This window comes from Citrobacter sp. wls710, assembly GCF_005281115.1.
Lineage (GTDB): Bacteria > Pseudomonadota > Gammaproteobacteria > Enterobacterales > Enterobacteriaceae > Citrobacter > Citrobacter werkmanii.
Genome location: NZ_SZXD01000034.1, coordinates 144,046 through 169,057, shown reverse-complemented (window position 1 = coordinate 169,057; position 25,012 = coordinate 144,046). Strand labels below are relative to the sequence as shown.

The 25,012-nt window shown below is 52.1% G+C and carries 23 protein-coding genes and 1 pseudogene; 16 read left to right on the top strand and 8 right to left on the bottom strand.

The annotated features are described in order from the left end of the window. The first annotated feature begins 78 nt into the window (after positions 1-78). The 9 genes and pseudogenes from ttrS (at position 79) to ydhT (ending at position 8,988) form a co-directional block, all read left to right on the top strand. The gene (gene ttrS, locus FDX14_RS16115) at positions 79-1,812 is read left to right on the top strand and encodes a tetrathionate respiration histidine kinase TtrS (protein WP_137349890.1); all 1,734 of its coding nucleotides are present in this window, start codon (positions 79-81) and stop codon (positions 1,810-1,812) included. Beyond that, positions 1,787-2,371: a tetrathionate respiration response regulator TtrR gene (gene ttrR / locus FDX14_RS16110; protein WP_079224388.1), complete on the top strand. Its 585-nt coding sequence runs from the start codon at positions 1,787-1,789 to the stop codon at positions 2,369-2,371. Before ttrS ends, ttrR begins: the two co-directional genes overlap by 26 nt. 92 nt (positions 2,372-2,463) lie before the next feature. Next, positions 2,464-2,673 (top strand): fumarate hydratase FumD, encoded by a 210-nt coding sequence (gene fumD, locus FDX14_RS16105; protein WP_137349832.1) that lies wholly within the window; start codon positions 2,464-2,466, stop codon positions 2,671-2,673. A gap of 475 nt (positions 2,674-3,148) precedes the next feature. Continuing rightward, positions 3,149-3,775: a ferredoxin-like protein gene (locus FDX14_RS16100; protein ID WP_038640293.1), complete on the top strand. Its 627-nt coding sequence runs from the start codon at positions 3,149-3,151 to the stop codon at positions 3,773-3,775. A gap of 113 nt (positions 3,776-3,888) precedes the next feature. After that, positions 3,889-5,981 (top strand): annotated as a pseudogene (locus tag FDX14_RS16095) (aldehyde ferredoxin oxidoreductase). Between the two features lie 10 nt (positions 5,982-5,991). Then, positions 5,992-6,657, top strand: coding sequence for a YdhW family putative oxidoreductase system protein (locus tag FDX14_RS16090; protein ID WP_042308733.1), 666 nt, complete (start codon positions 5,992-5,994; stop codon positions 6,655-6,657). 64 nt (positions 6,658-6,721) lie between these two features. After that, the gene (locus FDX14_RS16085) at positions 6,722-7,390 is read left to right on the top strand and encodes a 4Fe-4S dicluster domain-containing protein (RefSeq protein ID WP_042308731.1); all 669 of its coding nucleotides are present in this window, start codon (positions 6,722-6,724) and stop codon (positions 7,388-7,390) included. After that, entirely contained in the window at positions 7,387-8,172 is a 786-nt protein-coding gene (gene phsC / locus FDX14_RS16080) for a thiosulfate reductase cytochrome B subunit (RefSeq protein ID WP_137349831.1), read from the top strand. Before FDX14_RS16085 ends, phsC begins: the two co-directional genes overlap by 4 nt. Positions 8,173-8,175: 3 nt before the next feature. Beyond that, complete coding sequence (gene ydhT, locus FDX14_RS16075) at positions 8,176-8,988, top strand: protein YdhT (RefSeq protein WP_137349830.1); 813 nt, start codon at positions 8,176-8,178, stop codon at positions 8,986-8,988. Between the two features lie 9 nt (positions 8,989-8,997). On the opposite strand, the gene FDX14_RS16070 is transcribed toward ydhT, so the two are convergent. Genes FDX14_RS16070 through FDX14_RS16055 form a run of 4 tightly spaced genes read right to left on the bottom strand, consistent with a single transcriptional unit; the run spans position 8,998 to position 12,103 of the window. Next, positions 8,998-9,675, bottom strand: coding sequence for an amino acid ABC transporter permease (locus tag FDX14_RS16070; RefSeq protein ID WP_061381430.1), 678 nt, complete (start codon positions 9,673-9,675; stop codon positions 8,998-9,000). After that, a complete protein-coding gene (locus FDX14_RS16065) occupies positions 9,665-10,450 on the bottom strand; it encodes an amino acid ABC transporter permease (protein WP_137349829.1) in 786 nt (261 codons plus the stop codon). The genes FDX14_RS16070 and FDX14_RS16065 overlap by 11 nt, the downstream gene beginning before the upstream one ends. Next, entirely contained in the window at positions 10,450-11,268 is an 819-nt protein-coding gene (locus FDX14_RS16060; RefSeq protein WP_137349828.1) for an amino acid ABC transporter ATP-binding protein, read from the bottom strand. Before FDX14_RS16060 ends, FDX14_RS16065 begins: the two co-directional genes overlap by 1 nt. Position 11,269: 1 nt before the next feature. Continuing rightward, entirely contained in the window at positions 11,270-12,103 is an 834-nt protein-coding gene (locus FDX14_RS16055) for an ABC transporter substrate-binding protein (protein WP_061381427.1), read from the bottom strand. A gap of 212 nt (positions 12,104-12,315) precedes the next feature. Between FDX14_RS16055 and FDX14_RS16050 the strand changes: the two genes are divergently transcribed. Further along, complete coding sequence (locus FDX14_RS16050; RefSeq protein WP_042308719.1) at positions 12,316-13,209, top strand: LysR family transcriptional regulator; 894 nt, start codon at positions 12,316-12,318, stop codon at positions 13,207-13,209. 53 nt (positions 13,210-13,262) lie between these two features. Here the strand turns inward: FDX14_RS16050 and FDX14_RS16045 are convergent, their stop codons facing one another. After that, on the bottom strand, positions 13,263-13,403 hold the full coding sequence (locus tag FDX14_RS16045) for a hypothetical protein (protein WP_003832695.1): 141 nt from the start codon (positions 13,401-13,403) through the stop codon (positions 13,263-13,265). A gap of 332 nt (positions 13,404-13,735) precedes the next feature. Here FDX14_RS16045 and FDX14_RS16040 point away from each other — a divergent pair, with 332 nt between their 5' ends. Then, positions 13,736-15,217: an APC family permease gene (locus tag FDX14_RS16040; RefSeq protein ID WP_042308718.1), complete on the top strand. Its 1,482-nt coding sequence runs from the start codon at positions 13,736-13,738 to the stop codon at positions 15,215-15,217. A 19-nt stretch (positions 15,218-15,236) separates the two neighbouring features. Here FDX14_RS16040 and FDX14_RS16035 read toward each other — a convergent pair whose 3' ends face one another. Then, positions 15,237-15,935 carry a cache domain-containing protein gene (locus tag FDX14_RS16035; RefSeq protein WP_042308717.1) on the bottom strand — a complete coding sequence of 233 codons (699 nt, stop codon included), beginning with the start codon at positions 15,933-15,935 and terminating at the stop codon, positions 15,237-15,239. 24 nt (positions 15,936-15,959) lie between these two features. Then, positions 15,960-16,685, bottom strand: a complete 726-nt coding sequence (locus tag FDX14_RS16030; protein WP_042308714.1) for a FadR/GntR family transcriptional regulator — start codon at positions 16,683-16,685, stop codon at positions 15,960-15,962. Between the two features lie 314 nt (positions 16,686-16,999). Between FDX14_RS16030 and FDX14_RS16025 the strand changes: the two genes are divergently transcribed. From FDX14_RS16025 to FDX14_RS16010, 4 genes are all read left to right on the top strand, one after another. Further along, positions 17,000-18,427, top strand: coding sequence for a gamma-aminobutyraldehyde dehydrogenase (locus tag FDX14_RS16025; RefSeq protein WP_137349827.1), 1,428 nt, complete (start codon positions 17,000-17,002; stop codon positions 18,425-18,427). A gap of 11 nt (positions 18,428-18,438) precedes the next feature. Next, entirely contained in the window at positions 18,439-18,912 is a 474-nt protein-coding gene (locus tag FDX14_RS16020; protein ID WP_137349826.1) for an ester cyclase, read from the top strand. Positions 18,913-18,995: 83 nt separating this feature from the next. Beyond that, positions 18,996-20,888, top strand: a complete 1,893-nt coding sequence (locus tag FDX14_RS16015) for an NAD(P)-binding protein (RefSeq protein ID WP_137349825.1) — start codon at positions 18,996-18,998, stop codon at positions 20,886-20,888. Between the two features lie 3 nt (positions 20,889-20,891). Beyond that, positions 20,892-22,100 (top strand): cytochrome c, encoded by a 1,209-nt coding sequence (locus FDX14_RS16010; RefSeq protein ID WP_137349824.1) that lies wholly within the window; start codon positions 20,892-20,894, stop codon positions 22,098-22,100. A 36-nt stretch (positions 22,101-22,136) separates the two neighbouring features. Here the strand turns inward: FDX14_RS16010 and pdxR are convergent, their stop codons facing one another. Then, the gene (gene pdxR / locus FDX14_RS16005) at positions 22,137-23,612 is read right to left on the bottom strand and encodes a MocR-like pyridoxine biosynthesis transcription factor PdxR (protein ID WP_137349823.1); all 1,476 of its coding nucleotides are present in this window, start codon (positions 23,610-23,612) and stop codon (positions 22,137-22,139) included. A 106-nt stretch (positions 23,613-23,718) separates the two neighbouring features. On the opposite strand from pdxR, the gene puuE reads away from it, so the two are divergent. Then, positions 23,719-24,981, top strand: coding sequence for a 4-aminobutyrate transaminase (puuE, locus tag FDX14_RS16000; protein WP_042308703.1), 1,263 nt, complete (start codon positions 23,719-23,721; stop codon positions 24,979-24,981). Positions 24,982-25,012 lie beyond the last annotated feature (31 nt).

Here is a 25,012-nt window from a genome sequence, read left to right as displayed (position 1 = left end):
TAAAACAACATAATTGACAGGGATAATTGAGTGGGACGCAACGTAGTAAGATGCCTGACGGTGCTGGCGTCGCTGTGGATGCTAAGCGGCACGGTTGCGGCGCAGACATGGAACATTGGCGTGTTGGCAATGCGTGGGGAGATCTCCACACGTCAGCACTGGCAGCCGTTGGAAACCCTGTTGAATCAGCAAATTCCCGGTGAGCAGTTTCATATACAACCGTTGGACCTACGGCAGATGCAGGAGGCAGTGAATCGTGGCACGGTACAGTTTGTGGTCACCAATCCGGCGCAGTTTGTACAGCTAAACAGCCGTTCTGCGTTACGCTGGCTGGCGTCGTTACGTTCTACCCGTGGAGGCAAAGCCGCCAGTAACGTGATTGGCAGCGCGATTCTCGTCAGGCGCGATAGTGGGATCGCTTCCGCGCATGATCTGATCGGTAAAACGGTTGGCGCCATTGATGCTCAGGCTTTTGGCGGCTATTTGTTGGGGTATAAAGCACTTAGCGATGCTGGTCTGCGCCCGGAGCGCGATTTACGCCTGATGTTTACCGGTTTTCCTGCCGATGCCTTACTCTATCTATTACGCGAAAAAGCCGTGCAGGCGGTGATTGTGCCGGTGTGTCTGCTGGAAAACATGGATGAGGAAGGGCTCATTCATAAAACGGACTTTAGGGCTGTACTCAACCATCCAACCTCGATTCCCTGTTTAACCAGTACGCCACTGTATCCTGACTGGTCGTTTGCGGCACTGCCTGCAGTGAGCGACGAGTTGGCCGATCGCGTCACACGGGTGCTGTTCAATGCGCCGCAGAATGCAACGTTTCGCTGGGGAGCGCCTGCCTCAACACGCGAGGTAGAAGCGTTGCTGCGTGATGTCCGCCAGCATCCGCAGCAGCGCCAGCTTTGGCTGGACGTCAAAAGTTGGTTTATCCAGCACCGGCTCGCTATGGGGGCTGTGGCCGTTGTGCTGTTGCTGCTGACGCTCAATTATATCTGGGTGATGCTGCTGGTTCGTCGTCGCGGCAGGCAACTGGAGCGGAACAGCATTCTGCTGCGCAAACAAGAACAGGCGCTGGAAACCGCTCGCCAAATGAGTGTGCTTGGTGAGATGACCTCCGGGTTTGCCCACGAACTCAATCAGCCGCTGTCGGCTATCCGCCATTATGCGCAGGGCTGTTTGATCCGCCTACGCGGTCAGGATAAGCAGCATCCGTTGTTACCTGCGCTGGAGAACATTGATGCCCAGGCGCAGCGGGGGGCTGACACATTGCACAATCTGCGCCAGTGGGTCAGTCAGGCGCAGGGTAATCCGGTGATGACCGATGACTGGCGAGCCGTCAACGTGCATGATGCTATTCATCACGTCTGGCAATTATTGCGTATGCCCCAGCAATTTCCGGCGGTAGCGCTGCAAGCTCAGGTAAATAAGACGTTAACGCTAACGCTGCCGAGCGTTCTGCTTGAGCAGGTGCTGGCCAATCTGGTGCTTAATGCGGCCCAGGCAGGGGCAACCACGGTGTGGTTCAGCGCCCAGCGTGAGGATGGTGATGTGCGTATTTGGGTGCAAGATAACGCTGGCGGTATTGATGAGGCACAGTTGTACCAGGCTTTTCAGCCGTTTATGACCACCCGTAAAGAGGGCATGGGGCTGGGATTAGCCATTTGTCAGCGGCTGGTGCGTTACGCGAATGGAGAGATTGGGATCAAAAATCATCAGGCTCCTGATGAAAAAGCGGGCGTGGTGGTGACATTACATTTTAAGCAAAACCGGGAGGGAGGCCGTAGTGGCAATAATTCATCTGCTGGATGACGACATTGCCGTCACTCAGGCCTGTGCGTTTTTACTGGAAAGCCTGGGATACGAGGTATGTTGTTGGGAGCAAGGCGAAACATTCCTCGCTGAGGCAAACCTGTATCAGGTCGGCGTACTGTTGCTGGATATGCGTATGCCGGTAATGGATGGGCACGCTGTGCATGAAGCGATGCGCCAACGAGAAAGTTCGTTGGCAGTGGTGTTCCTCACCGGGCATGGCGATGTGCCGATGGCGGTTGAACAAATGAAACGTGGCGCGGTCGATTTTTTGCAAAAGCCGGTGTCCGCCGAGCCGCTTCAGGCGGCGTTAGAGCATGCGTTGCAGATTTCTCACGCCGCCTTCTCGCGACAAGAGATCGTGGCCTGCTATCAGATGCTCACGCCAAAGGAACGAGAGTTGGCGCAACTGGTAGCAAAAGGGTTAATGAATCGGGAAATTGCTGACGCCATGAATATTGCGGTGCGTACGGTTGAAGTTCATCGCGCGCGGGTGATGGAAAAAATGCAGGCGCGGAGCCTTGCTGAGTTGGTAAACCGACTACAGCGGATCCAGTAGATTTATGACATTTGTTTGATTTTCATTGAATTTTGTCTAATTAGCCAGAGTGATATATGCTGTTGGTTTGAGTTAATGACGAGCGGGCAAATATGGGAAATCAGACCAAAGACGACGAGTTGTACCGTGAAATGTGCAGAGTAGTCGGTAAAGTAGTACTGGAAATGCGCGATCTGGGACAAGAGCCAAAGCATATCGTCATTGCTGGTGTGCTGAGAACCACCCTCGCCAACCAGCGTGTAAAGCGCACTGAGCTAGAAAAACAAGCCATTGAGACCGTTATTAAAGCATTGGCCGGATAATCCATCAAAAGAGGAGGGTAGTTTCTTGCGCCATCCTCTTATTCTCGTCACGTTATTCTATCAATATATATAATTCAGGACTGCAATTAAAGAAACACACCGCTGTATATTTTGCTGTATATCGATTGATATATAAAAATATATATGCGAGTAGAGTCACAAATATTTGCACGCCATATGAAATGTTATTTCAACTTATCTTAATGATAATAAATCTCACTCCGCATTAATTATTTCTCTTCCGTTTTTTAATTGATGACGATCAAAACGACGATCCCTAAATAACCACATTATCTTTGTGCCTAACCCTAAAGGATTAGATTCATTCAGTTTAACCACCGTCATTTATACGATCAGGTTAGGGCAAATATTCACGTGTTGTTGGCAACATTAATGGCCGAATCGGCCGATCTGCGTGCAAAAATTAGCCTGGATGTGTTGCTGCTACTGCGTTTGCGAAGAGGATGCGAAATAAATGAACCAGGTTGATCGTCCATTTTTAGATTGTGGTTTAACGCGGCTGGAATTTTTACGTATATCCGGAAAGGGTCTGGCAGGACTGACCATTGCACCCGCGTTGTTATCACTTTTTGGTTGTAAGCAGGAAGATATCGACAGCGGTACAGTTGGCCTTATCAATACGCCGAAAGGGGTGCTGGTAACGCAGCGAGCACGCTGTACCGGTTGTCATCGCTGCGAGATTTCCTGTACCAATTATAACGATGGGGCCGTTGGCACCTTCTTTTCCCGCATCAAAATTCATCGTAATTACTTCTTTGGCGATGATGGCGTCGGGTCCGGTGGCGGACTGTATGGTGATTTAAACTATACCGCGGATACCTGCCGCCAATGCAAAGATCCGCAATGCATGAAGGTCTGCCCAATTGGCGCCATTACCTGGAAGCAGGAAGACGGCTGTATTGCCGTAGACCACAAACGTTGCATTGGTTGTAGCGCTTGTACCACAGCCTGCCCGTGGATGATGGCGACCGTTAACACGGAAACGAAAAAATCCTCAAAATGTGTGTTATGCGGGGAATGCGCCAATGCTTGTCCTACTGGGGCATTAAAAATTATCGAGTGGAAAGATATTACCGTTTGATAGAGGGCAGGCATGCCTGATACGCGTCATTAATTGCCAAAAATAGCGCGGTTTTGAATAAAAAAGCTGCCTGACGGGTATATCTATTAAACCTTCTTGCAAAGGAAAACATGATGGCTAATGGTTGGACAGGTAATATTTTACGGATCAATCTCACCACGGGTAATATCACCCATGAAGATTCCAGTAAATTTAAGAAATTTATCGGTGGGATGGGCTTTGGGTATAAAATTATGTACGACGAAGTCCCGCCAGGCACCATGCCTTTTGATGAAGGGAATAAACTGGTTTTCGCCACCGGGCCATTAACCGGCTCGGGCGCACCCTGTAGCTCCCGCGTCAATATCACCTCCTTGTCAACATTTACCAAAGGTAATTTAGTCGTAGATGCCCACATGGGCGGTTTCTTCGCCGCACAGATGAAATTTGCCGGTTATGACGCCATTATTATCGAAGGTAAGTCCGCGTCACCTGTTTGGATCAATATTAAAGACGATAAGGTCAGCATCGAAAAAGCCGATTTCCTGTGGGGCAAGGGCACGCGCGCCACAACCGAAGAGATTTGCCGCATTACCAGCCCTGAGACTTGCGTCGCCGCGATTGGCCAGGCGGGGGAAAATCTGGTACCGCTCTCCTGCACCGCAACCACAGCGGCGGCGCCGGTACTGGCGCGGTGATGGGCTCGAAAAATCTGAAGGCTATTGCGGTAGAAGGGACCAAAGGGGTCAATATCGCCGACCGCAAAGAGATGAAGCGGCTCAATGACTATATGATGACCGAGCTTATCGGCGCCAACAACAACCACGTTGTACCAAGCACCCCGCAGGCTTGGGCAGAATACTCTTCGCCAAACTCGCGCTGGACGGCCCGCAAGGGACTGTTCTGGGGAGCGGCGGAAGGAGGGCCAATCGAAACGGGTGAAATCCCGCCGGGCAACCAGAATACCGTCGGTTTCCGTACCTATAAATCCGTGTTCGATCTCGGACCTGCCGCTGAGAAATACACGGTAAAAATGAGCGGCTGCCATTCATGCCCCATTCGTTGTATGTCACAGCTCAATGTCCCGCGGGTGAAAGATTTTGGCGTACCGAGTACCGGTGGCAACACCTGCGTGGCGAACTTTGTGCACACCACCATTTTCCCCAATGGCCCGAAAGATTTTGACGATAAAGACGATGGGCGGGTGGTGGGAAACCTGATTGGTCTGAACCTGTTCGACGATTATGGCATCTGGTGTAACTACGGGCAGTTGCACCGTGATTTTACTTATTGCTACTCAAAAGGCGTTTTTAAGCGCGTACTGCCGGCGGAAGAGTACGCGGAGATCCGCTGGGATCAACTGGAAGCGGGCGATCCTAATTTTATTAAGGATTTTTACTATCGGCTGGCGCATCGCGTGGGGGAACTCAGCCACCTTGCAGACGGATCATATGCCATTGCTGAACGCTGGGATTTGGGCGAAGAGTACTGGGGTTATGCCAAAAACAAACTGTGGTCGCCGTTTGGTTTTCCTGTCCACCACGCTAACGAGGCTTCAGCACAGGTTGGGGCGATCACCAACTGTATGTTTAACCGTGACTGCATGACGCATACCCATATTAACTTCATCGGTTCCGGTTTGCCGCTGAAATTACAGCGCGAAGTGGCGGGCGAACTGTTTGGTTCGCAGGATGCATACGACGAAACCAAAAACTACACCCCGATCAATGCCGCGAAGATCAAATATGCCAAATGGACGTTGCTGAAAGTCTGTTTGCATAACGCGGTCACGCTATGCAACTGGGTCTGGCCGATGACGGTTTCGCCGCTCAAGAGCCGTAATTATCGCGGAGATTTGGATCTGGAAGCGAAATTCTTCCAGGCAGTTACTGGCGATGAAACCACGCAGGCGAGTCTGGATCTGGCCGCTGAACGTATCTTTACCCTGCATCGCGCCTATACGGTCAAACTGATGCAAACCAAAGATATGCGCAATGAGCATGATCTCATCTGCTCCTGGGTGTTTGATAAAGATCCGAAGATCCCGGTCTTCACCGAGGGGACCGACAAGATGGACCGGGAGGACATGCGCCTGTCACTGACGATGTTCTATCAGGAAATGGGCTGGGATCCGGAGCTGGGCTGCCCTACGCGCGAAACGCTGAATCGACTAGGACTTGAGGATGTGGCAGCCGATCTGGCGGCACAAGATCTGTTGCCAGCGTAAGGAACGCGAGATGACTAACGTGAGCAACGTTCAGGCACCCATTGAGGCGTTTCCTGATGAGGTAGATAGCCAAAAGAGACACTGGCTGCAGGCGCTACAGCTGCCTGCAGAACAGGTGAACGCGACGCAGGTTCAGGAACCTGCCAGCCCGGAGTCGATAGTGGCGGAGTTTATCCGCCAGCATTCAGCAGCGGGTCAATTGGTGGCACGCAGTGCCTTCCTGCAGCCACCGTATTCGGTTCCTGAAACCGACCTTACCGTGTTGCTGGATACCCTGTGTCACGGTGCGAATGGGGCGGATATTACCTGTGTGCACGGCGCTGAAGAGGCATATTTCTTTTCAACGCAAACCATGACGGCAAACTACGCCAGCATGTGTGTGCAGGTGGTGGAAAACGACATCTGTCGCGCGATTGCCGAGGCGGTACGCTTCGACTGTCAAACGTATCCGCGTCCCTATAAGGTCGCGATGTTGACGCAACCGCCGTATAGCTTTGAATCTCAGCAGGTTGCAGCGGCGCTCTCGGCAATGGAAACGCACCCGGATTACGCAGATATACGCACTGTGGAATCGTCAAATGCGGAGCCTTATTTGTTTAGCGAACGTTTTATGAGTTATGGCAAAGCGTACGGCCTGTGCGAATGGTTTGAGGTTGAGCAGTATCAGAACCCCTGAATTCTTCAGGTTGATGTCATGGAATGTGTGGACGACCACTGTCACAGCATTAGAGGATAACCCGATGTCCTTCACCCGACGTAAATTTGTCATTGGCATGGGGACGGTGATTTTTTTTACCGGCCCAGGTCAAAGTTTGTTAGCAAGTCCCAGGAGCACTAAAGGCGTTCGTTATGTCATGATCCACGACGAATCTCTGTGTAATGGCTGTAATATTTGCGCCCGCGCATGCAGGAAAACCAATCATGTTCCTGACCAGGGCAGCCGTTTGTCGATAGCGCATATTCCGGTTTCGGATAACGACAACGAAACGCTGTATCACTATTTTCGTCAGTCCTGCCAGCATTGTGATGATGCGCCCTGTATCGAGGTCTGTCCAACCGGCGCCTCCTGGCGAGATGAGAATGGCATTGTGCGGGTAGATACGTCTTCGTGTATCGGCTGCAGTTACTGCATAGGCGCGTGCCCTTATCAGGTACGCTATCTCAATCCGCGCACCAAAGTGGCTGATAAATGCGACTTTTGCGCTGAATCACGTCTGGCGAAAGGTTTCCCTCCGATCTGTGTTAACGCCTGCCCGGAACACGCGCTGATTTTTGGTCGTGAAGATAGCCCGGAGATTCAGACCTGGCTGCGGGAAAACAAGTATTACGAGTATCAACTTGCAGGCGCCGGGAAACCCCATCTGTATCGTCGGTTCGGTCAACATTTGATTAAAAAGGAAAATGTATGAACGCGTCGCAGAATGCCGAACAGTTTCACGCCCAGCTTGCGCAATATGTCCCTATGTTTTCACCTGACTACTGGCCTGTGTGGTTGGTCATCGCCGGATTAATGCTGGTGGGAATGTGGCTGGTGCTGGCGCTACACGCCATGCTGCGCTTTCGTGCCGCGCATAAAGCGTCGGCAGGGCACGGTGAGAAGGTCTACTTATACTCGAAGGCCGTTCGTTTGTGGCACTGGTCGAATGCGCTGCTGTTTCTGCTTCTTCTGGTGAGTGGACTCGTCAATCACTTCTCGGCCGTCAGCGCGTCGGTGATGAAAAGCCTGCTTACCGTACACGAGGTCTGTGGCTTTTTGCTGCTCGCCTGTTGGATTGGTTTTGTCCTGATCAACCTGATTGGCGGCAACGGACATCACTATATTATTCAGCGCCAGGGTTGGATCGGACGAGCGCAAAGACAAACGCGTTTTTACCTGTTTGGCATTATGCAGGGAGAGTCACATCCATTCCCGGCATCGCCACGTTCGAAATTCAATCCGCTACAGCAGGCGGCCTATGTTGGCGTGATGTATGGTTTGCTGCCGCTGTTATTGATATCGGGTCTGTTATCGCTCTATCCGGCGGTAGTCGGCGATCTGTTCCCGGGCGTGCGTTACTGGTTGTTACAGGCGCACTTTGCGTTGGCAATAGTCAGTCTGTTTTTCATTTTTGGGCATCTGTATCTTTGCACTACGGGGCGCACGCCGGGCGAAACCTTCAAGTGCATGGTGGATGGCTATCACCGGCATTAAGCGATGATGATTACGCGTGATGACTTACGGGCCTGGCGCGTTGGGCCCGTAATGTATCGCTGGTTTCTACGTACTTTTCCCGCCGGGGGAAGTTATGCCGATGTACATCGTGCGCTCCAGCGGGAAGGGTACATCGACTGGGCAAATAGTCTGGTGGAATATGGTTGGTCAAAATGGCGGGAAGAGGAGAGTTTTGTCCGGCAGGATATCCGGGCGATGGGAAATATTTCCCGCGTGCAAACGGTGGGGGAAACAGGTAGGCCGCTGGCGAGTGCGGAAGATAATGTCAGCTTTGGCTGTGCGGATGATAACGTTAAAATCGCCAGCGCCGGCTATGCCGCACAGATTGCCAGTGCAGGTTACAGCGTACGTATAGGCAGCGTAGGCTATAACGCGCATATCGGCAGCTCAGGCGATCGCGGACGAATTGCGGTCGCGGGAAATTCAGCGCGTATCAGTAGCGTGGGCGACGGGACGCGTATCGCCAGTACCGGCATGCGTGTACGCATCAGTGCACTGGGTGACAGAAACCGTATTGCCTGCAGCGGTGATTTAACCCAGCTAGCCTGTTTCGGCGCGGAATCGAAAATCGCCAATTGTGCAGATAATATCCATATTATTGCCAGTGGAGAGAACGCCGTTGTTGCCAGTACTGGCAATGTCGATTCGATAATACTCGGTCCTGGCGGATGCGCGGCGCTGGCCTATCATGATGGCAAAAGAATGCGTTTTGCGCTTGCGGTTGAAGGCGAAAATAATATTCGGGCTGGCGTGAAATATCGGCTCAACGAAGACCACCAGTTCGTGGAATGTTGAGCCTTGAGGTCATTTTAGCGCGAACCGTCGCTGGGTGATTTTTTCCAGGCTAAAGCACAGCAGGTAATAGACCAGTCCGGTAAAGATAAAAATGGCTGCCGGATAGATTTGCACCCGGCTATTAACCTGACCGGCAACCGTCGTGAGTTCTGGCACATTGACAATAAACGCCAGCGACGTGTCCTTCAGTAGTCCAATAAAAATCCCTGTCAATGACGGCATAGTGTTGCGCAGCACTTGCGGCAACAAAATAAGCCACAGGGCCTGGTATGGGCGAAAACCCTGCACTACTGCCGCTTCATATTGCCCGCCAGGTAACGCGCTAATTCCGGCATACACCGAGTGCATCACCGAGGCGGCAGTGAACCATGCCAGTGCTAACGTCACGGTAACTGCGCCAGGCAGATCGCTTCCTGTCAGCATGGGGAGCAAATACCACATCCAGAAAATCACAAAGATTAACGGAATGCCGCGAATAAACTCGGCCCAGATAAACAGTCCTTTGCGAACCGCGCCCGGAAAACGCCAGGCGCAGCAGGCAAGAACTATCCCCCCGGGCAGTGCCAGCAATGCCGCGCCGATGGCCATCAGCAAAGTAAGTAGCACGCCGCCGGGTTGGCCTTCGGTCACGCGTCCCCACAGGAGATAGTCCAGATTGTCAGTAATGACCGAAATATTAGCGATCATGTGGGATGCTCCTGAAACTTAATGGACGCGTTCTTATCCTGAACTGTTTACCTGACGCAGATTTCGGACCAAGACGCGTAAGCAGCATGCCTAGCACGATGCCGATAAACAGATAGAGGGCTGTTCCAACGGCAAAGGCTTCCAGTGCATGCGCGTTATAGCTCTCAATTTGCCGCACCTGATAGGTCAACTCTGCAAATCCAATACCGCTGGCAAGCGAGGAGAGTTTCATCAGGTTGAGATATTGCCCAACGATCGGCTGCCATGCGTTCGCCAGCCCTTGGGGAAGGAGAATGTGACGAAAAACCGCCCAGGCGGAAAAGCCCTGAGCAATGGCCGCCTCGCGTTGTCCGGCAGAAACCGCCTGCAAACCAGAGGCAATCTCCTCGACCAAAAAGGCTGAAGTAAAAACACCCAGCCCCCAGGCAGAACAAAGAAACTCCGGCGTTAACCACCAGACGTCACCCGGCAGAACTGACCATGGGTGTTCAGCATTAATAAAGGTAATCACGTCACGGGGTAGCCAATTCCATGCGGCGAAATACCAGAACATCAGTTGCACCAGTAAAGGCGTGTTGCGAAACACTGAGACCCACATGCCGACCACCGCGGTGGCAATGCGATTGCCTGTCAAACGTAAGCCGAGTAGTAGGAGAGCAAAGAGAGTGGCAAGCGCGACGCCTGCCAGCGTCACCCATAGCGTGGTGAGAAAACCGGAAATTATCCATTGTAGAGGTTGCCCGCTCAGCACCCCCTGCCAGTCCATTAGATGCATTATAACGGTAACTCCTGGTGTAACGGGTCGAGCACTTTTTTCAGGAAACGCTGGGTTCTGGGATGTTGTGGGCGGGTGAAGAAATCCTCCGGCGAGGCGACCTCCAGTATATCGCCGCCATCAATGAATACCACACGATCGGCAATCTCACGGGCGAAGTGCATTTCATGAGTCACGACGATCATCGTGATACCGCTGTGAGCCAGATTTTTCATCACTTGTAACACTTCGCCGATCATTTCTGGATCCAGCGCGGAGGTGGGTTCATCAAACAAAATGATTTGTGGCGATGAAGCCAGTGCGCGGGCAATGGCAACGCGCTGTTGCTGCCCGCCGGATAACTGAGCGGCATAGGCATCGGCTTTCTCGATCAGTCCTACTTGATCCAGTAATTCGAGTGCCCGGCCTTTTGCTTCCGCCTTGTTCCAGCCGTGAACATATTCCAGTGCCAGCGCAATGTTTTGCAGCGCGGTCAGATGCGAATAGAGATTGAATTGCTGAAATACGAAACCAATACGGCTGCGTAACTGGCGTAGTGCCGCCCCGCGCAACTGACTAATTGGTTTACCATCAATGAAAATTTCGCCACCGCTGAGCGACTCAAGCTGGTTGATAAGACGTATAAGAGTGGATTTTCCAGAGCCAGAGGGACCCAAAATGGTCACCACTTCACCAGGTTCAACTGCCAGGCTGACACCGTTAAGTACGGTATGAGCGTCATACTGTTTAAGCACATTGTGCAGTTTGACGCTTGCCTGACCCAATTGGGTAGAATCCGCAGCCGAAGCTGCGGAACGATGAAAAAGAGCTGAGAGCATATTACTTGGCTTCTATTTTAAAGGCGCGGGGCTGCGGGTTTTTGGTTTCAGGGCCGAACCACACATCATAAATTTTTGCCGCCTGACCGGTAGACTCCAGCTTCAAGAGTTCATCGTTGACGGCTTTTAACAGCGCGGGTTCGCCTTTTTTTACCCCCACGCCGATCTCTTCTTTACTCAGCAGGTCCGGCAAAATTTTGAAATCTGCTTTATCCGGCGCACCGCTTAACAAGCCCGCCAGAATTGTGCTGTCCTGGGTGATGGCCTGCACATTACCGTTGCGTAATGCGGTTAATGCCAGGGGAATATCGTCATAGGCCAGTACGCGCGACTGCGGGAAGCGCTGATGTAACGCCTGCTCACCGGTAGTCCCTTTTACCGCACCGATTCGCGCTTTGCCGTATTCATCGAGCTTGTCCGGAGATTTTGCCGGTACAAGGAACTGCTGGCCGGTGACAAAATAGGGCACGGAGAAATCGATCACCTGTGCGCGCTCAGGTGTGATCGTGATATCCGCTACGATTAAATCGGCTTTACCGGATTGTAATAACGGAATACGGTTGGCCGGATTGGTGGCTACCAACTCCAGTTTTACCCCCAGGGATTTGGCCAGCGCTTCGGCAAAATCGACGTCGTAGCCGACAATCTTATGCGTTTTTGCATCAACTGAACCGAACGGCGGATTGGCGTCGAATGTCGCCACTTTGACTACGCCTGCGGCTTTGATATCGGCCAATTGGTCGGCCTGAGCCTGCGAAACGCTAATGCCAGAGGCCAGTAGCACGCTGAGTGCCAGAAGTGTTTTTTTAGCGCTGTGAATTTTCGTTGCCATCATTGTATGAAATCCCTGTAGTTTTTGGTTTGTGCTTTTTACGCTCCCATAACTTACGATTCAGACAAAATAAGAAAAAATTCTTATCTATATACAAAATGTTATTAGTGAAGGGGGGGAGATCAGGAGTGATGTGCGCGAACGTTCACAAACGCTACGTGATTACCCTCATGACCTGTACCATAGGTCAATAAAGTTAAGGGCTGGGGACAAGCATGCTGCGTGATAATTTTAACGATCTTTATTATCTCATTATCGTCGCCCGCGAGCGGAGTTTTACGCGGGCTGCGGCAAAGCTCGGGGTCTCGCAGTCAGCGTTAAGCCATGCGATACGTGGACTCGAAGAGCGGCTGGATGTCCGACTCCTTACCCGCACCACGCGCAGCGTCGCGCCGACTGAAGCCGGAGAACGGCTCATCAACAGTATCAGTCCGCGTTTTGATGACATTGAAACGGAACTACTGGCATTAACCGACATCCGTCAGCGGGTGGCGGGTAACATTCGCCTTACTTTGGGTGAACATGCGTTGCAATCGACCGTCTGGCCCGCGCTGGCGCCTTTTTTGCAGGCTTATCCTGAAGTGAAAGTGGAAATGACCCTCGACAACAGCCTGACGGATATTGTGGCTGGCCGTTATGACGCGGGTATTCGTCTCGGCGAGCAGGTGGCAAAAGATATGGTTGCTGTCAGAATTGGCCCGGACTGGCGCATGGTGGTGGTCGGTTCACCCGCTTATTTTGCCCGCCATGGTAAACCACTCACCCCACACGATCTGCAAAACCATAACTGCATCAACATGCGCATGCCGACGTTGGGCGGGCTATATGCCTGGGAATTTAGCAAAGGCGGACAAGATTTGCGCGTGCGGGTTGAAGGGCAGCTTATTTTTAACAATCTCCCCCCGCGGATTAGCGCGGCGATTGCCGGGATGGGGCTGGCATTTGTGCCGGAAGACACTGTCGAACAGGCGGTGACTGACGGTGCGCTGGAAAAAGTGCTGGAGGACTGGTGCGAACCTTTCCAGGGCTATTATATGTACTACCCCAGCCGCAGGCAGCACACCGCCGCTTTTGCCAAATTGATTGAGGCTTTACGGTATACGGGCTGAAATGGGAAGGGTTAACAGGCGATAAAAAAACCGGCATTGCGCCGGTTCGGAAATCAGATTTTGCAGGCGTCGCCGCAGTCATTATCAGCAATAATTTCCTGCGCTTTCTTATCTGCATCTTCCAGACGTTCAGCATTACGCTCTTGCGCTTCTTCCAGTCCATCAAAGACCAGATTATCGAGATCAATTTCCATCATTCACCTGCTCAGGTTCAGCGTTTAACATCACACTATTATATTGCAAAAATGTTGCTTAACAGCAGCGATTATTGCTACTTAGCCCCGAACTTAAATCAGATGCGCATATTTTTCCGGCAGCGTGGCCCACAGATGGCGGCTGCGAAGAGCTGTTGGTCATAAATACCGCTAAACGCCAGCGCGTTCTACCGTTTTATCTCTACTTTTTCATTAACGTGATGCGCGATCATTTTTAACAAATGCGTGACAAAATCACTATACATATAACTTAATATCTTTTATACATTAATTGTTCAACCCTGCGACTATTCCACAAAAGAGAAAGATATATGGAACAGACACCTGATAAGAAAAACGATAATTTTCAAAAAGATGGCAAAGAACAGTTCAATCGCTCAATCGGTTTAATTTCTAACTTCGCGTTGGGTTTTACCTACCTTTCGCCGCTCACTGCCGTCTATTCGCTGTTTGCGCTGGCCGTAACGCTGGCGGGGCCGCCCGCAGTATGGTGGATCTTAATCGTCGCATGTGGCCAGCTTTTAGTGGCGTTGGTGTTTGGTGAGGTCGCTTCCCAGTATCCGATAACTGGTGGACTGTATCCCTGGGCGAGAAGATTATGGGGCAAGAAATATGCCTGGATTGCCGCCTGGATTTACCTGTGGGCGCTGGTGGTCACCATTACGTCAATTGCGGAATATACCTCGACGTTTGTTGAGTCGCTGTTCCACTATGGTCAAACGCCTGCCACCATGTTGCTGACATCTGTCCTGCTACTGCTGTTGATGATGGCTGTTAATATGTCCGGGACCAAAAACCTGGCCAGGGTCGCCAAAATTGGCTTCTGGTGTGAAATTGTCAGCGTGATTGCGCTGGGAATTTATCTGCTGATCTTTCACCGTTCTCAGCCTTTCTCCGTCATCTTCGACTCGATGGGCGTGCTTGCTCAGGACGGAAGCTACTCCACCGCGTTTATGTCCGCCGCGCTGATGGGGCTGTTTATGTTCTTTGGCTTTGAAGCCTGCGGTAACGTAGCGGAAGAGGTGCAGAACCCGAGCAAAAAGATCCCGGTCGCGATGATTTTAAGCATCGTATTTGGTGCGATTTCCGCCATCATTTCCGTGATGGGTTATCTGCTGGCTTCACCGAATCTGGTCAGTATCGTGAATGGTAAAACGTCCGATCCAATCCCCGCCATTCTCAATGAAGCCTTGGGGGAAACAGGCGCAACTATCTTTATCATCGTCGCGATTGTGGCGATGTTATCGTGCATTTTGTCTCTACAGGCTGCGTTAAGTCGTCTCATTTTTTCTTTCTCCCGCGACAGAATGCTGCCGGGAAGTGAATGGATGTCCAAAATCTCGAAAAACGGCGTTCCGGATAATGCGATGGTCGTCAGTTGCCTACTGCCGGTGATCATCTGCGTTTGGGTCTATTTCCAGCCAGACAACCTGTCGCGTATTACCGCGTTTGCCGTAATCGGTATCTATATCTCGTTCCAGATGGTCGTGCTTGCTGCATTACGTCAGCGTCTGAAGGGCTGGAAACCGGCCGGGGAGTGGACCATTGGCGGTTGGGGCGTGATTGTAAACGTACTGGCCTTAGCCTATGGATTATGTGGGATCTGGTTGCTGGCTCAACCGGCAGATAGCAGCGACTTCATTGACCGTTGGACAGTGCTGTTCGGACTGGCGATTGTCGTTGGGTCGGGGCTTATCTATATGTTCCTGACCCGACCGTTTGGGCGCTCTGCGGCGCCGGAAAATGATGCTATTGCTTACGCCAATAAGCTCAATATGGGGCAGGATAACTAAAACAAGGGCCTTCGGGCCCTTAGTTTTGATAGTGATAAAGGATAAAGTAGTCGCTCTGATATACCACGGTGCTGTTGGCGGGTGACAGTAACTCCCCCACGCGAAAGCGAGGCCAACTGGAGAAGATAATCCTGTTTTCCAGATTGGTCAGTATGACGTAGTCAGGATGAGCGCAGGAGAGCAGTTCGGCTTCGATTTGGCTGACCAGCAGATCGACGGCGGCGACGCCAAGGAACTGATCGTTGTAGTAGACCGGCACTGCCGAAGTCAGGGTATAGGAGATATTGCAGATATAATCGACGTACGGGCCGTGGATATAAGCTTTCCCTGCCGGTGGCGAATGTTTAAACCACTCGAAGGTTCTGAAATCCAGTCGTTGCTGCGTGGCCTGATCCAAATCGAGGTGAGCCTGGCTCAAACCATTATCTTTCTTATACCACCACTCCAAAAGCCAATACTCTTTGGTGGTGGTAGTGCTCTCTATATGGCTGGCAAATCCGGCTCCAGAGCAGTAATGGTTGTCATTGAGCGTGCGCTTAATATGCCCTTGAACGGTGGATCTCACAGAGGGATCGAGGACAACCTCGGCTGAAGCTTTCTGTATTCCGGCAATCGCCTCATGGATGCTCCTCGCCAGCGCCACGGTAGAATCTACGGTAGAGACGGTAATATCATCAATTTTATGGATTAATGCGCTTAAGGATGTCGAAGAGCTCATTGTCTGTCCTGCCTTCACGGGTTGTCAGTTCGAGTTATATTTCAGCTTTTTTTCGATAAGGTAATAGGTAAAGGTGTCGATGATCCGCGTGGCAAGCTGTACTGATTCCGCCTCGTTGTGGGCTGCCAGCGCATCGGCCAGCGCTGAATAAAGCGCGATAATTTCGGCATGAATGCTGTCCGTGCGATAGAGAATCGCCACCAACGATGCCCATTCAGCTTGCACCTGAAGCTCCTGGTTCGCCAGCCGTGCCGAATGTGAACTGGCGGCTATCGCCAGCAGGCATCGCATATCGGCCTGGGTCATCAGCTCAGGTGATTTTGCCTTTCTAAGCACCTCAACAAACTCGCGAAATTTGGCGATATCCGCGCCGGTCATTCGTCTGGAGGCAAGTCTTGCGCTATGGCTGATGATGGCGCAATGCATTTCCCCCAGATCCGAAAGATAATCGGTACTGATCGCTTTGAACGGATGCAGAGGGCTATTTTTGCCATCGATATTTTCGCAAACGAAGCTGCCACCATTACGACCACGAACAGTATGGATAAGATTATTAGCCCGAAGCGTGTTTAGCGCTTCTCTGATAGTGATATGTGAGACACCCATCATCTTTGCCAAATCAGTTTCGTTGGGAAGCTGTTCTTTCGGCTCCAACAATCCCGTGATAATAGCGTTTGAAAGGCGTTGCACTATCTGGTCTGAACGACTGACCTGCCCGATAGGCGCAAATATGACTGCGTGAGTAATCATAATCTTTTCTGCACTCAATTCCCTGAAACAACGACCCTTTCTAACACATGCCCGCTGGGCAAGGAAGGTAAGAATGGCCGCGTTATTTTACATGCCCATGCGCAAAATTTGCCGCACAGACGGATGTGTGTCCCGATAACCTCTGGAGCTGCGCGCGCCGCGTCAGCTACCAGTGGCAAGCCTTACCCTGAATAATGTAAAAAATAAGTTAAAAATGCGAGGCTTATCATAGTGTCAATGTTGCGTATTTGAAAAGTTTTTACAATATATATATTACATAAGATTCTTTATGTATTAATGAGCGGGAGACAGGCATGAAAACCCTGAAGCATTTTATTAATGGGCAATATGTAGCAGGCGGCAGCGAAGAGACCTTCGAACTGGTGAGTCCGGTTGACGGTGAAACGTACGCATTATCTCCTAATGCCAGCGCGGTAGAGGTGGAGCAGGCCTACTCTGCAGCTGAAGCGGCGTTTAGCATCTGGAGAAAATCGACACCGGCCCAGCGACAAATAGCGTTATTGCGCCTTGCGGACGAAATAGAACGCAATGTGGAGCGACTGGTCAATGCCCAGAGCCAGGAGACCGGTCAGCTTCGCCATTTTATTGAGAAGGAAGAGATCGCGGCATCCTGCGATGCCATCCGTTTTTTTGCCGGGGCTGCACGTTGTCTTGAAGGCAAGGCAGCAGGCGAATATTCCGCTGGATATACCTCGACTATTCGCCGGGAACCGCTGGGCATTGTCGGGCAAGTTACGCCGTGGAATTACCCGTTTATGATGGCGGTATGGAAGATTGCGCCGGCACTGGCTGCAGGTAACACGGTAGTGTTAAAGCCAAGCGACACCACGCCGGTCAGTACGCTGCTGTTGGCGGAACTGGCGGCGCCCTTGTTCCCGAGAGGGGCATTTAACGTGGTTTTAGGCAAAGCCAGTACCGGTTCTCTGGTGGTCTCAAACCCGAAAGCCTCACTGGTTTCGATTACCGGTTCGGTCCGTGCAGGTCTGCAGGTTGCGGCCTCGGCAGCGGCGAACCTGACCCGGGCGCATCTGGAATTAGGTGGGAAGGCGCCCGCGGTGGTATTTGCCGATGCGGATATGGACAAGGCGATTGCGACGATTGTCACGGCTGGCTTTTTCAATGCCGGGCAGGACTGCACGGCGGCCACGCGTATTCTGGTCGAACAGTCCGTCTACGCTGAATTCCTGGGAAAACTGGTACAGAAAACAAAGAGTATTAAATTTGGGCCGCCAGAAGATCAGGAGGCATTGTATGGCGCTTTGAATAGCCGGAATCAACTCGAGCAAGTGAAAGGCTTTATCGAGCGTTTACCGGCACATGCAAAAATTGAGACCGGCGGGCGCGCCGGATCTGGCCCAGGCTTCTATTTTGAGCCGACGCTCGTCTCTGGTCTGCAACAGCACGATGAAGCTATCCAGCATGAAGTATTTGGTCCAGTAATGACTATTCAGTCGTTTTCTGGCGATGAAGATGCATTACTTAAGGCCAATGATGTGGAATATGGTCTGGCGGCGAGCGTCTGGACCAGCAATCACAGTCGCGCGCAGCGCTTCAGCATTGACCTTGATTTTGGCACGGTATGGATTAACAGCCATATTCCCCTGTGCGCCGAAATGCCACACGGCGGCTTCAAAAAATCGGGTTATGGCAAAGATCTCTCATCCTATTCGCTCGAAGAATACACTCGGGTGAAACATATCATGTGCGACATTTCTGAATAGAGAGGGTGGTGATGAAAACATTAAAAGTGGCGGTGCTTTCATTGGTGATGCTCTCGGGCTATAGCCTGGCAGAAAGTTCCTCGCTGAATACCGTGAAAGAGTATATGGCGGCGTGGAATGCGCATGATGCTTCGCGAGCGGCTCAATATCTTGCAGATGATGCAGTCTATTATGATGCCGCCGCGGGAGAACCGATTACCGGCAGGGAAAAAGCAGAAACAGAGGTGATTGGCGCCTTTATTAAGGCGGTCCCGGACCTGACCTGGAAAATGATCGGCAAACCCGTTTATGACGAGGATACCGTGGCTTTTCGTTGGCAGTTCTCAGGAAAAAATAGTGGTGAATGGGCAGGGAGCCCACCGACAAATAATCTGATAAGATTTGAAGGTGTTAGCTATATTCATGTTAAAGCAGGAAAAATCACCTGGCAGGGTGATTATTATGATTCTAAAAAACTGGATGAAGAATTAAAGCCAGTGAAATAGATGGCGATCCCCCTTTTTGTTGAGGAGGGAATGCCTCTTATTTGTGTCGTGTTAAGGGCAGTGTAGCAATAAGGAAAAAAGTAATGGCAATTACCAGACGTGATTTTCTCAACGGCGTCGCGGTGACCGTTGCGGCGGGGCTTACCCCGCTGGAATGGGTCAGGGCGGCAGGGAAGGAAAACGCATTTATAGATGGAAGTTATTATCCGCCTGCGCTGACGGGGCTGCGGGGCAATCATCCGGGATCGTTTGAAATGGCGCATGCCGTGGGCCGTGAGCATAAACATTTTGATTTAAACGCTCTGCCTATTGAGGAAGAGTACGATCTGGTGATTGTGGGCGGCGGTATCAGCGGCCTGGCTGCCGGTTGTTTTTGGCGTCAACTTGCCGGGCAAAATAGCCGGATTCTGATCCTCGATAATCATGACGATTTTGGGGGGCATGCCAAACGGAACGAGTTTACCAGCTCGGGCAAGAAACTACTCGGCTATGGCGGCAGCGAAGCATTCCAGTCGCCTGCGCATAATTTCAGTCCGGAAGTGCAAAAGCTGATGGAGACCGTGGGCGTCAGCGTCACGCGGTTGAAAGAGAGTTTTGACGTAAACTTCTATCCCGACTGGCAGCTCAGTCGCGGCGTTTTCTTCGATAAAAAGAATTTTGGCGAAACAAAAATCGTCAGTGGCGATCCGGGACGTGCGGTATCTGATGATATTCCGCCGGACAGACTGAATGGACGCAAGATCGAAGACTTTATCAATGATTTTCCGCTAAGCGAAAACGACAGAAAAGCGTTAATCGATCTGCATGTACGTCCTGCGGACTACCTTCCAGGTATGACGGTTGATGAGAAAACTGAATGGCTGGATACCCACAGCTACAGCGAATTTCTGGCGACAAAAGTCGGTTTGAGCAAAATGGCGCTGCTCTATTTTCAGCAGCGTTCTAACGACTTCTTTGCCATCGGCATTGAAGGGATTTCCTGTAGCGATGCCCGGGCGTGCGCCTTACCGGGTATGGAAGCACTGGGATTACCCCCGCTGGATGGAGAGTCGCTGGCCGACCTCGAAGAACCGTATGTTTACCATTTTCCGGATGGGAATGCCGGCCTGGCCCGACTGCTGGTCAGATATATGCTGCCGGATGCGCTACCGGGCACTACCATGGAGGACTCGGTCCTCGCCAGACTGCATTATGAAAAACTGGACCTGCCGGAAAACACTACGCGTCTGCGCCTGAACAGCACGGTGATTAACGCCGCCAACGTACAGGGTGGTGTTGTTGTTAGCTATCTGCGCGACGGCAAAATGCATCGCGTTCGTGGTAAGAACACCATTATGGCAGGTTATAACATGTTGATTCCGTATCTGGTACCAGAGATGCCGGAACAGCAGCAGGCAGATCTCAAACTGAACGTGAAAGCGCCGCTGGTATACACCAACGTGGTGGTTAAAAACTGGCAGGCATTTAAACAGCTTGGCGTGCATGAATTTTACTCTCCGGCAGCCCCTTACAGCCGGGTCAAACTCGACTATCCGGTCAGTATCGGCGGGTATCAACACCCAGCCTCACCAGACGATCCGATGGTGATTCATATGGTTTACGTGCCCACATATCCTGGCAGTAACCTCTCGGCAAGAGAGCAGTTCCGTTTGGGGCGGGCCTATTTGCTGGGGACTACGTTTGCGGCGCATGAAGAGATGATTCGCTCCCAGTTGCAGGAGATGTTTGGCTCAACAGGCTTTGATAATCAACGCGATATTGCCGCCATTACGGTTAACCGCTGGGCGCATGGCTATGCGTATTACCCTAACTCGCTGTTCGACGATATGGATAAAATGCCCGAGATTATCGAGCGGGCGCGCAAGCCTGTCGGTCGTATTACCATTGCTAACTCCGATTCTGACTGGGGGGCTTATGCTCATACGGCGATCGATCAGGCATGGCGAGCGGTTAATGAACTCAAGGAGATGGGGTGATCTATGCGTAATGTAACCGTTCTTGCCGCCTGTTTATTTACCGCCACGGTTTCTGCGGCTGAAACTCATGGCGAATACATCGCGAGGATTTCTGACTGCGTAGCCTGTCACACGACGGAAGGTGGCGCGGCGATGGCAGGGGGCAAAAAGTTTCCCACTCCACTAGGGGATATTTATTCGACCAATATTACTCCGGATAAGACGCAGGGGATTGGTAGCTACTCATACGAGGATTTTGAAAAGGCGGTCCGTCAGGGGATTGCCAAAGATGGTCATCCGCTCTATCCGGCTATGCCTTATCCCTCTTACGCGAAGCTTTCTGACGAGGATGTTCAGGCGCTGTACCGCTATTTTATGCATGACGTCACGCCGTCGGCACAACCCAATAAAGAGAATGCCATTCCGTGGCTACTCTCCGCCCGCTGGCCGCTGCATATCTGGAACTGGTTGTTTACCGACGCGCCAGAGACGGCTGCTGCGAGCGCGAAAACGGATGAAAATGCGGCCCTGGTGAAACGAGGCGCTTATCTGGTGGAAGGCCCGGGACACTGCGGTTCATGCCATACACCGAGAGGTGTGGCGATGAACGAAAAAGCGTATAGCAATGCCGATCCCGAGTATCTGAGCGGCGCGATGATCGACGGCTGGTATGCACCGTCGTTGCGGGGCACCGGAATGTCGGAGTTGGAGTTAAAATCGCTGTTGCTGACCGGTAAAAGCAAGCATGCCGCGGTTTCTGGTTCGATGGCTGAAGTCGTTACTCAAAGTACACAGTATCTGACGGACGAAGATGCCACGGCGATCGCACAATATCTGCTGAGCCTGAAAAGTACGAAGCCTGAAGCGGGGCGTAGCGCAGCGACTACGGCATCCTGGTCGAATTCAGCCGAGGCGGGCAAAGTGACCTATAACCGCTACTGCTCAACGTGTCACGGTCTGGAAGGCAAAGGTACGGATGATAATGCACCTTCGTTGATCCACAATCCGCTGGTGATGGTGGATGACCCGACGCCGCTGTACAGAGTGATTGCCTATGGTGCAGAAACACCGACAACACGGGGCAGCGTCTCCTTTAAGATGCCAGCCTACGGCGGCATGTTAACCGACAACGAAATGCGCGACGTAATTAACTACGTGCGTAAAAGTTGGGGGGAAGGGAATGGTGAAGTAAGCCAGCAGGATCTGGCTGGCGTTAAAAAAGCGTCACATTAAACAGCATGCCGTATAAGCACCGCCATCCGGCAGTGCTTATACGGCGTTTTCCCTGATAATAGTCGCGAGTCGGGTAAACGCCGCCGCCATTTCATGTTCTTCTATACTGGCAAACCCCAGCAGCAGGCCGCTGCATTTCTCTTCATTCACGTAGTAGCGAGACAGCGGACGCACCAGCAAATCTTGCGCATTCGCCTGCTGAGCAATGGCGATGTCATCGCTTCCGGCGGGTAACTGTAAAATCATATGCAGCCCGGCGTTACTGCTGAAGGAGCCAAGGTAATGTTCGCCAAGTTGGCGGGTGATAAGTTCCACCAGCATCTGTCGACGACGGCTGTACAACTGGCGCATTTTCCGAATATGCGCCGCGTAATATCCCTCGCGGATAAACTCCGCCAGCGCGGCCTGAATCAATAAATGTCCGCCGCGATAGAGGTCGTTATGTACCTTTTTTAGCGGTGCGGCTAGCGGTTTGGGCAGTACCACATACCCGAGTCGCAGTGCGGGATAGAGTGTCTTGCTGAATGTTCCGATGTAGATAACCGGTGTCTCTTCCTCCAGTCCCTGTAATGACGGAATAGGCTGGCCGGAAAAGCGAAACTCGCTATCGTAATCATCTTCTACTATCCAGCTTCGCGTTTCGCGGGCGCGCAAAAGAAGCTGTTGCCGACGGCTCAGGCTCATTACCGAACCGAGAGGATACTGATGTGACGGTGTCACAAAAATCAGCTTCGGTGCGGGTTCTGTTGGGCCTGGGGGAATCATACCTTGTTCATCAACCGGGATTGCCGAAAAGTTAACCGCGTTGATGCGTAGAATGTTTTTTATCCCCCAATAGCCTGGCTCCTCAATCCAGGCACTGTCACCCGGATTGCACAAAGCGCGCGTTACCAGATCCAGCGCCTGGTGAATACCTTCAGTAATCAGAATTTGATCAGGCGAACAACGTACACCCCGGGCGGTGCGCAGATAGTCTGCCAGCGCTTCTTTCAATTCACTCACCCCGCCTACGGCATCGTAAGTGAGAAACTCCGGGCGTAGTCGCCTTGCCAGCCGATCCTGGATTTTTTTGAGCACCCGGTGAGGAAAATGCTGAACATCAGGCACGCCAGGAATAAAGGCTCCCCATTGCCGGGGACTGGCGCTGGCATGCCCCAGCAGTTCAAGGCAGCGGGCAGATAAGCGGGTGTGATCCTCAAGCGCAACAGCCACTGGCTCTTTGTTGGGGCGTAGATCGAGATTGTCGAGCACGCTGTCGGTAACGAATGTGCCGCTGCTGGTGCGCGCAGAGATATAGCCCTCGGCCTGCAACTGCTCGTAAACCCGCAAGACGGTGTTACGCGATAACGTCAGTTCGCCCGCCAGATCCCGTGAGGGAGGCATGCGGGTAGCCGGTTTCAGGCTGCCCTCAAGGATGCAATTACAAATGGCGGCATACAGACGACGATGCAGTTTTTCATCTGTCTGCTGGCTAAATGCTTGCTTGATCACATCTCCGGCAAGTGAACGCATTTGGATCCTTAAAATAAAACGATTTGGCTCTCGATTAAAGTACCAGATGGCGTCTAAATTTAAAGGGTAATTCAACTGAAATGTAGTTATGGACAAGGTGTAGCGAATGAACAATAAAAACCTGCAACAACGTCGTCTGGATGCCACCCCGCGTGGCGTGGGTGTCATGTGTGACTTTTACGCCCAGTCGGCAGAAAACAGCACGATTACCGATATTGAGGGCAATCAGTATATTGATTTTGCCGCCGGGATTGCCGTGCTGAACACCGGGCACCGTCATCCTCGTCTGGTGCAGGCGGTTGAAGCCCAACTGCAGGCTTTTACCCACACGGCTTATCAGATTGTACCGTACGAAAGCTATGTGTCTCTGGCTGAGAAAATCAACGCCGTTGCGCCGATTGACGGTAAACGCAAAACCACATTCTTCACTACCGGTGCCGAAGCCGTGGAAAATGCGGTAAAAATCGCCCGCGCGCATACCGGTCGTCCCGGTGTTATCGCTTTTGGCGGCGGTTTTCATGGACGTACTTACATGACGATGGCGCTGACCGGCAAAGTAGCGCCTTATAAAAAAGGGTTCGGCCCGTTCCCTGGTTCCGTTTACCATGCGCCATATCCTTCTGAGTTGCAGGGTATCTCCACGGCGGATTCGCTAAAAGCGATTGAACGCCTGTTTAAAGCCGACATCGATCCAACCCAGGTTGCGGCGATTATCTTCGAACCGGTCCAGGGCGAAGGGGGCTTTGTGGTAGCGCCGTCGGAGTTTGTTGCCGGGATCCGCCGTATCTGTGATGAGCATGGCATCGTGATGATTGCCGATGAGGTGCAAAGTGGTTTTGCTCGCACGGGTAAACTGTTTGCGATGGATCACTACGCCGACAAAGCGGACCTGATGACGATGGCGAAAAGCCTTGCGGGTGGGATGCCGTTGTCTGGGGTGGTAGGCAAGGCAGAAATTATGGATGCGCCTGCGCCGGGTGGGCTGGGTGGTACCTACGCTGGCAACCCGTTGTCGATTGCGGCGGCTCATGCGGTACTGGATATTATTCGTGATGAGCAGTTGTGCCAACGGGCAGCGGCTCTCGGTGAACAACTGCGCGCCACCCTGACTGACGCGCAAGGATGGTGTCCTGAACTGGCCGAAGTGCGCGGCTTAGGCTCAATGGTTGCTGCTGAATTTTGTGATGCAGCGACGGGCGAGCCCAGCGCTGCGGTCGCGCAACGCGTGCAGAAGAAAGCCCTTGAGCAGGGATTATTGCTGTTAACCTGTGGTCAGTACGGCAACGTTATTCGTTTCCTTTACCCGCTGACAATTCCGCAGGATCAGTTCGCCAAAGCGCTTGATATCATTAAAGCTGCGACGAAATAGTCTAGCCGCTCAGTATCAACGAAAGCCGACG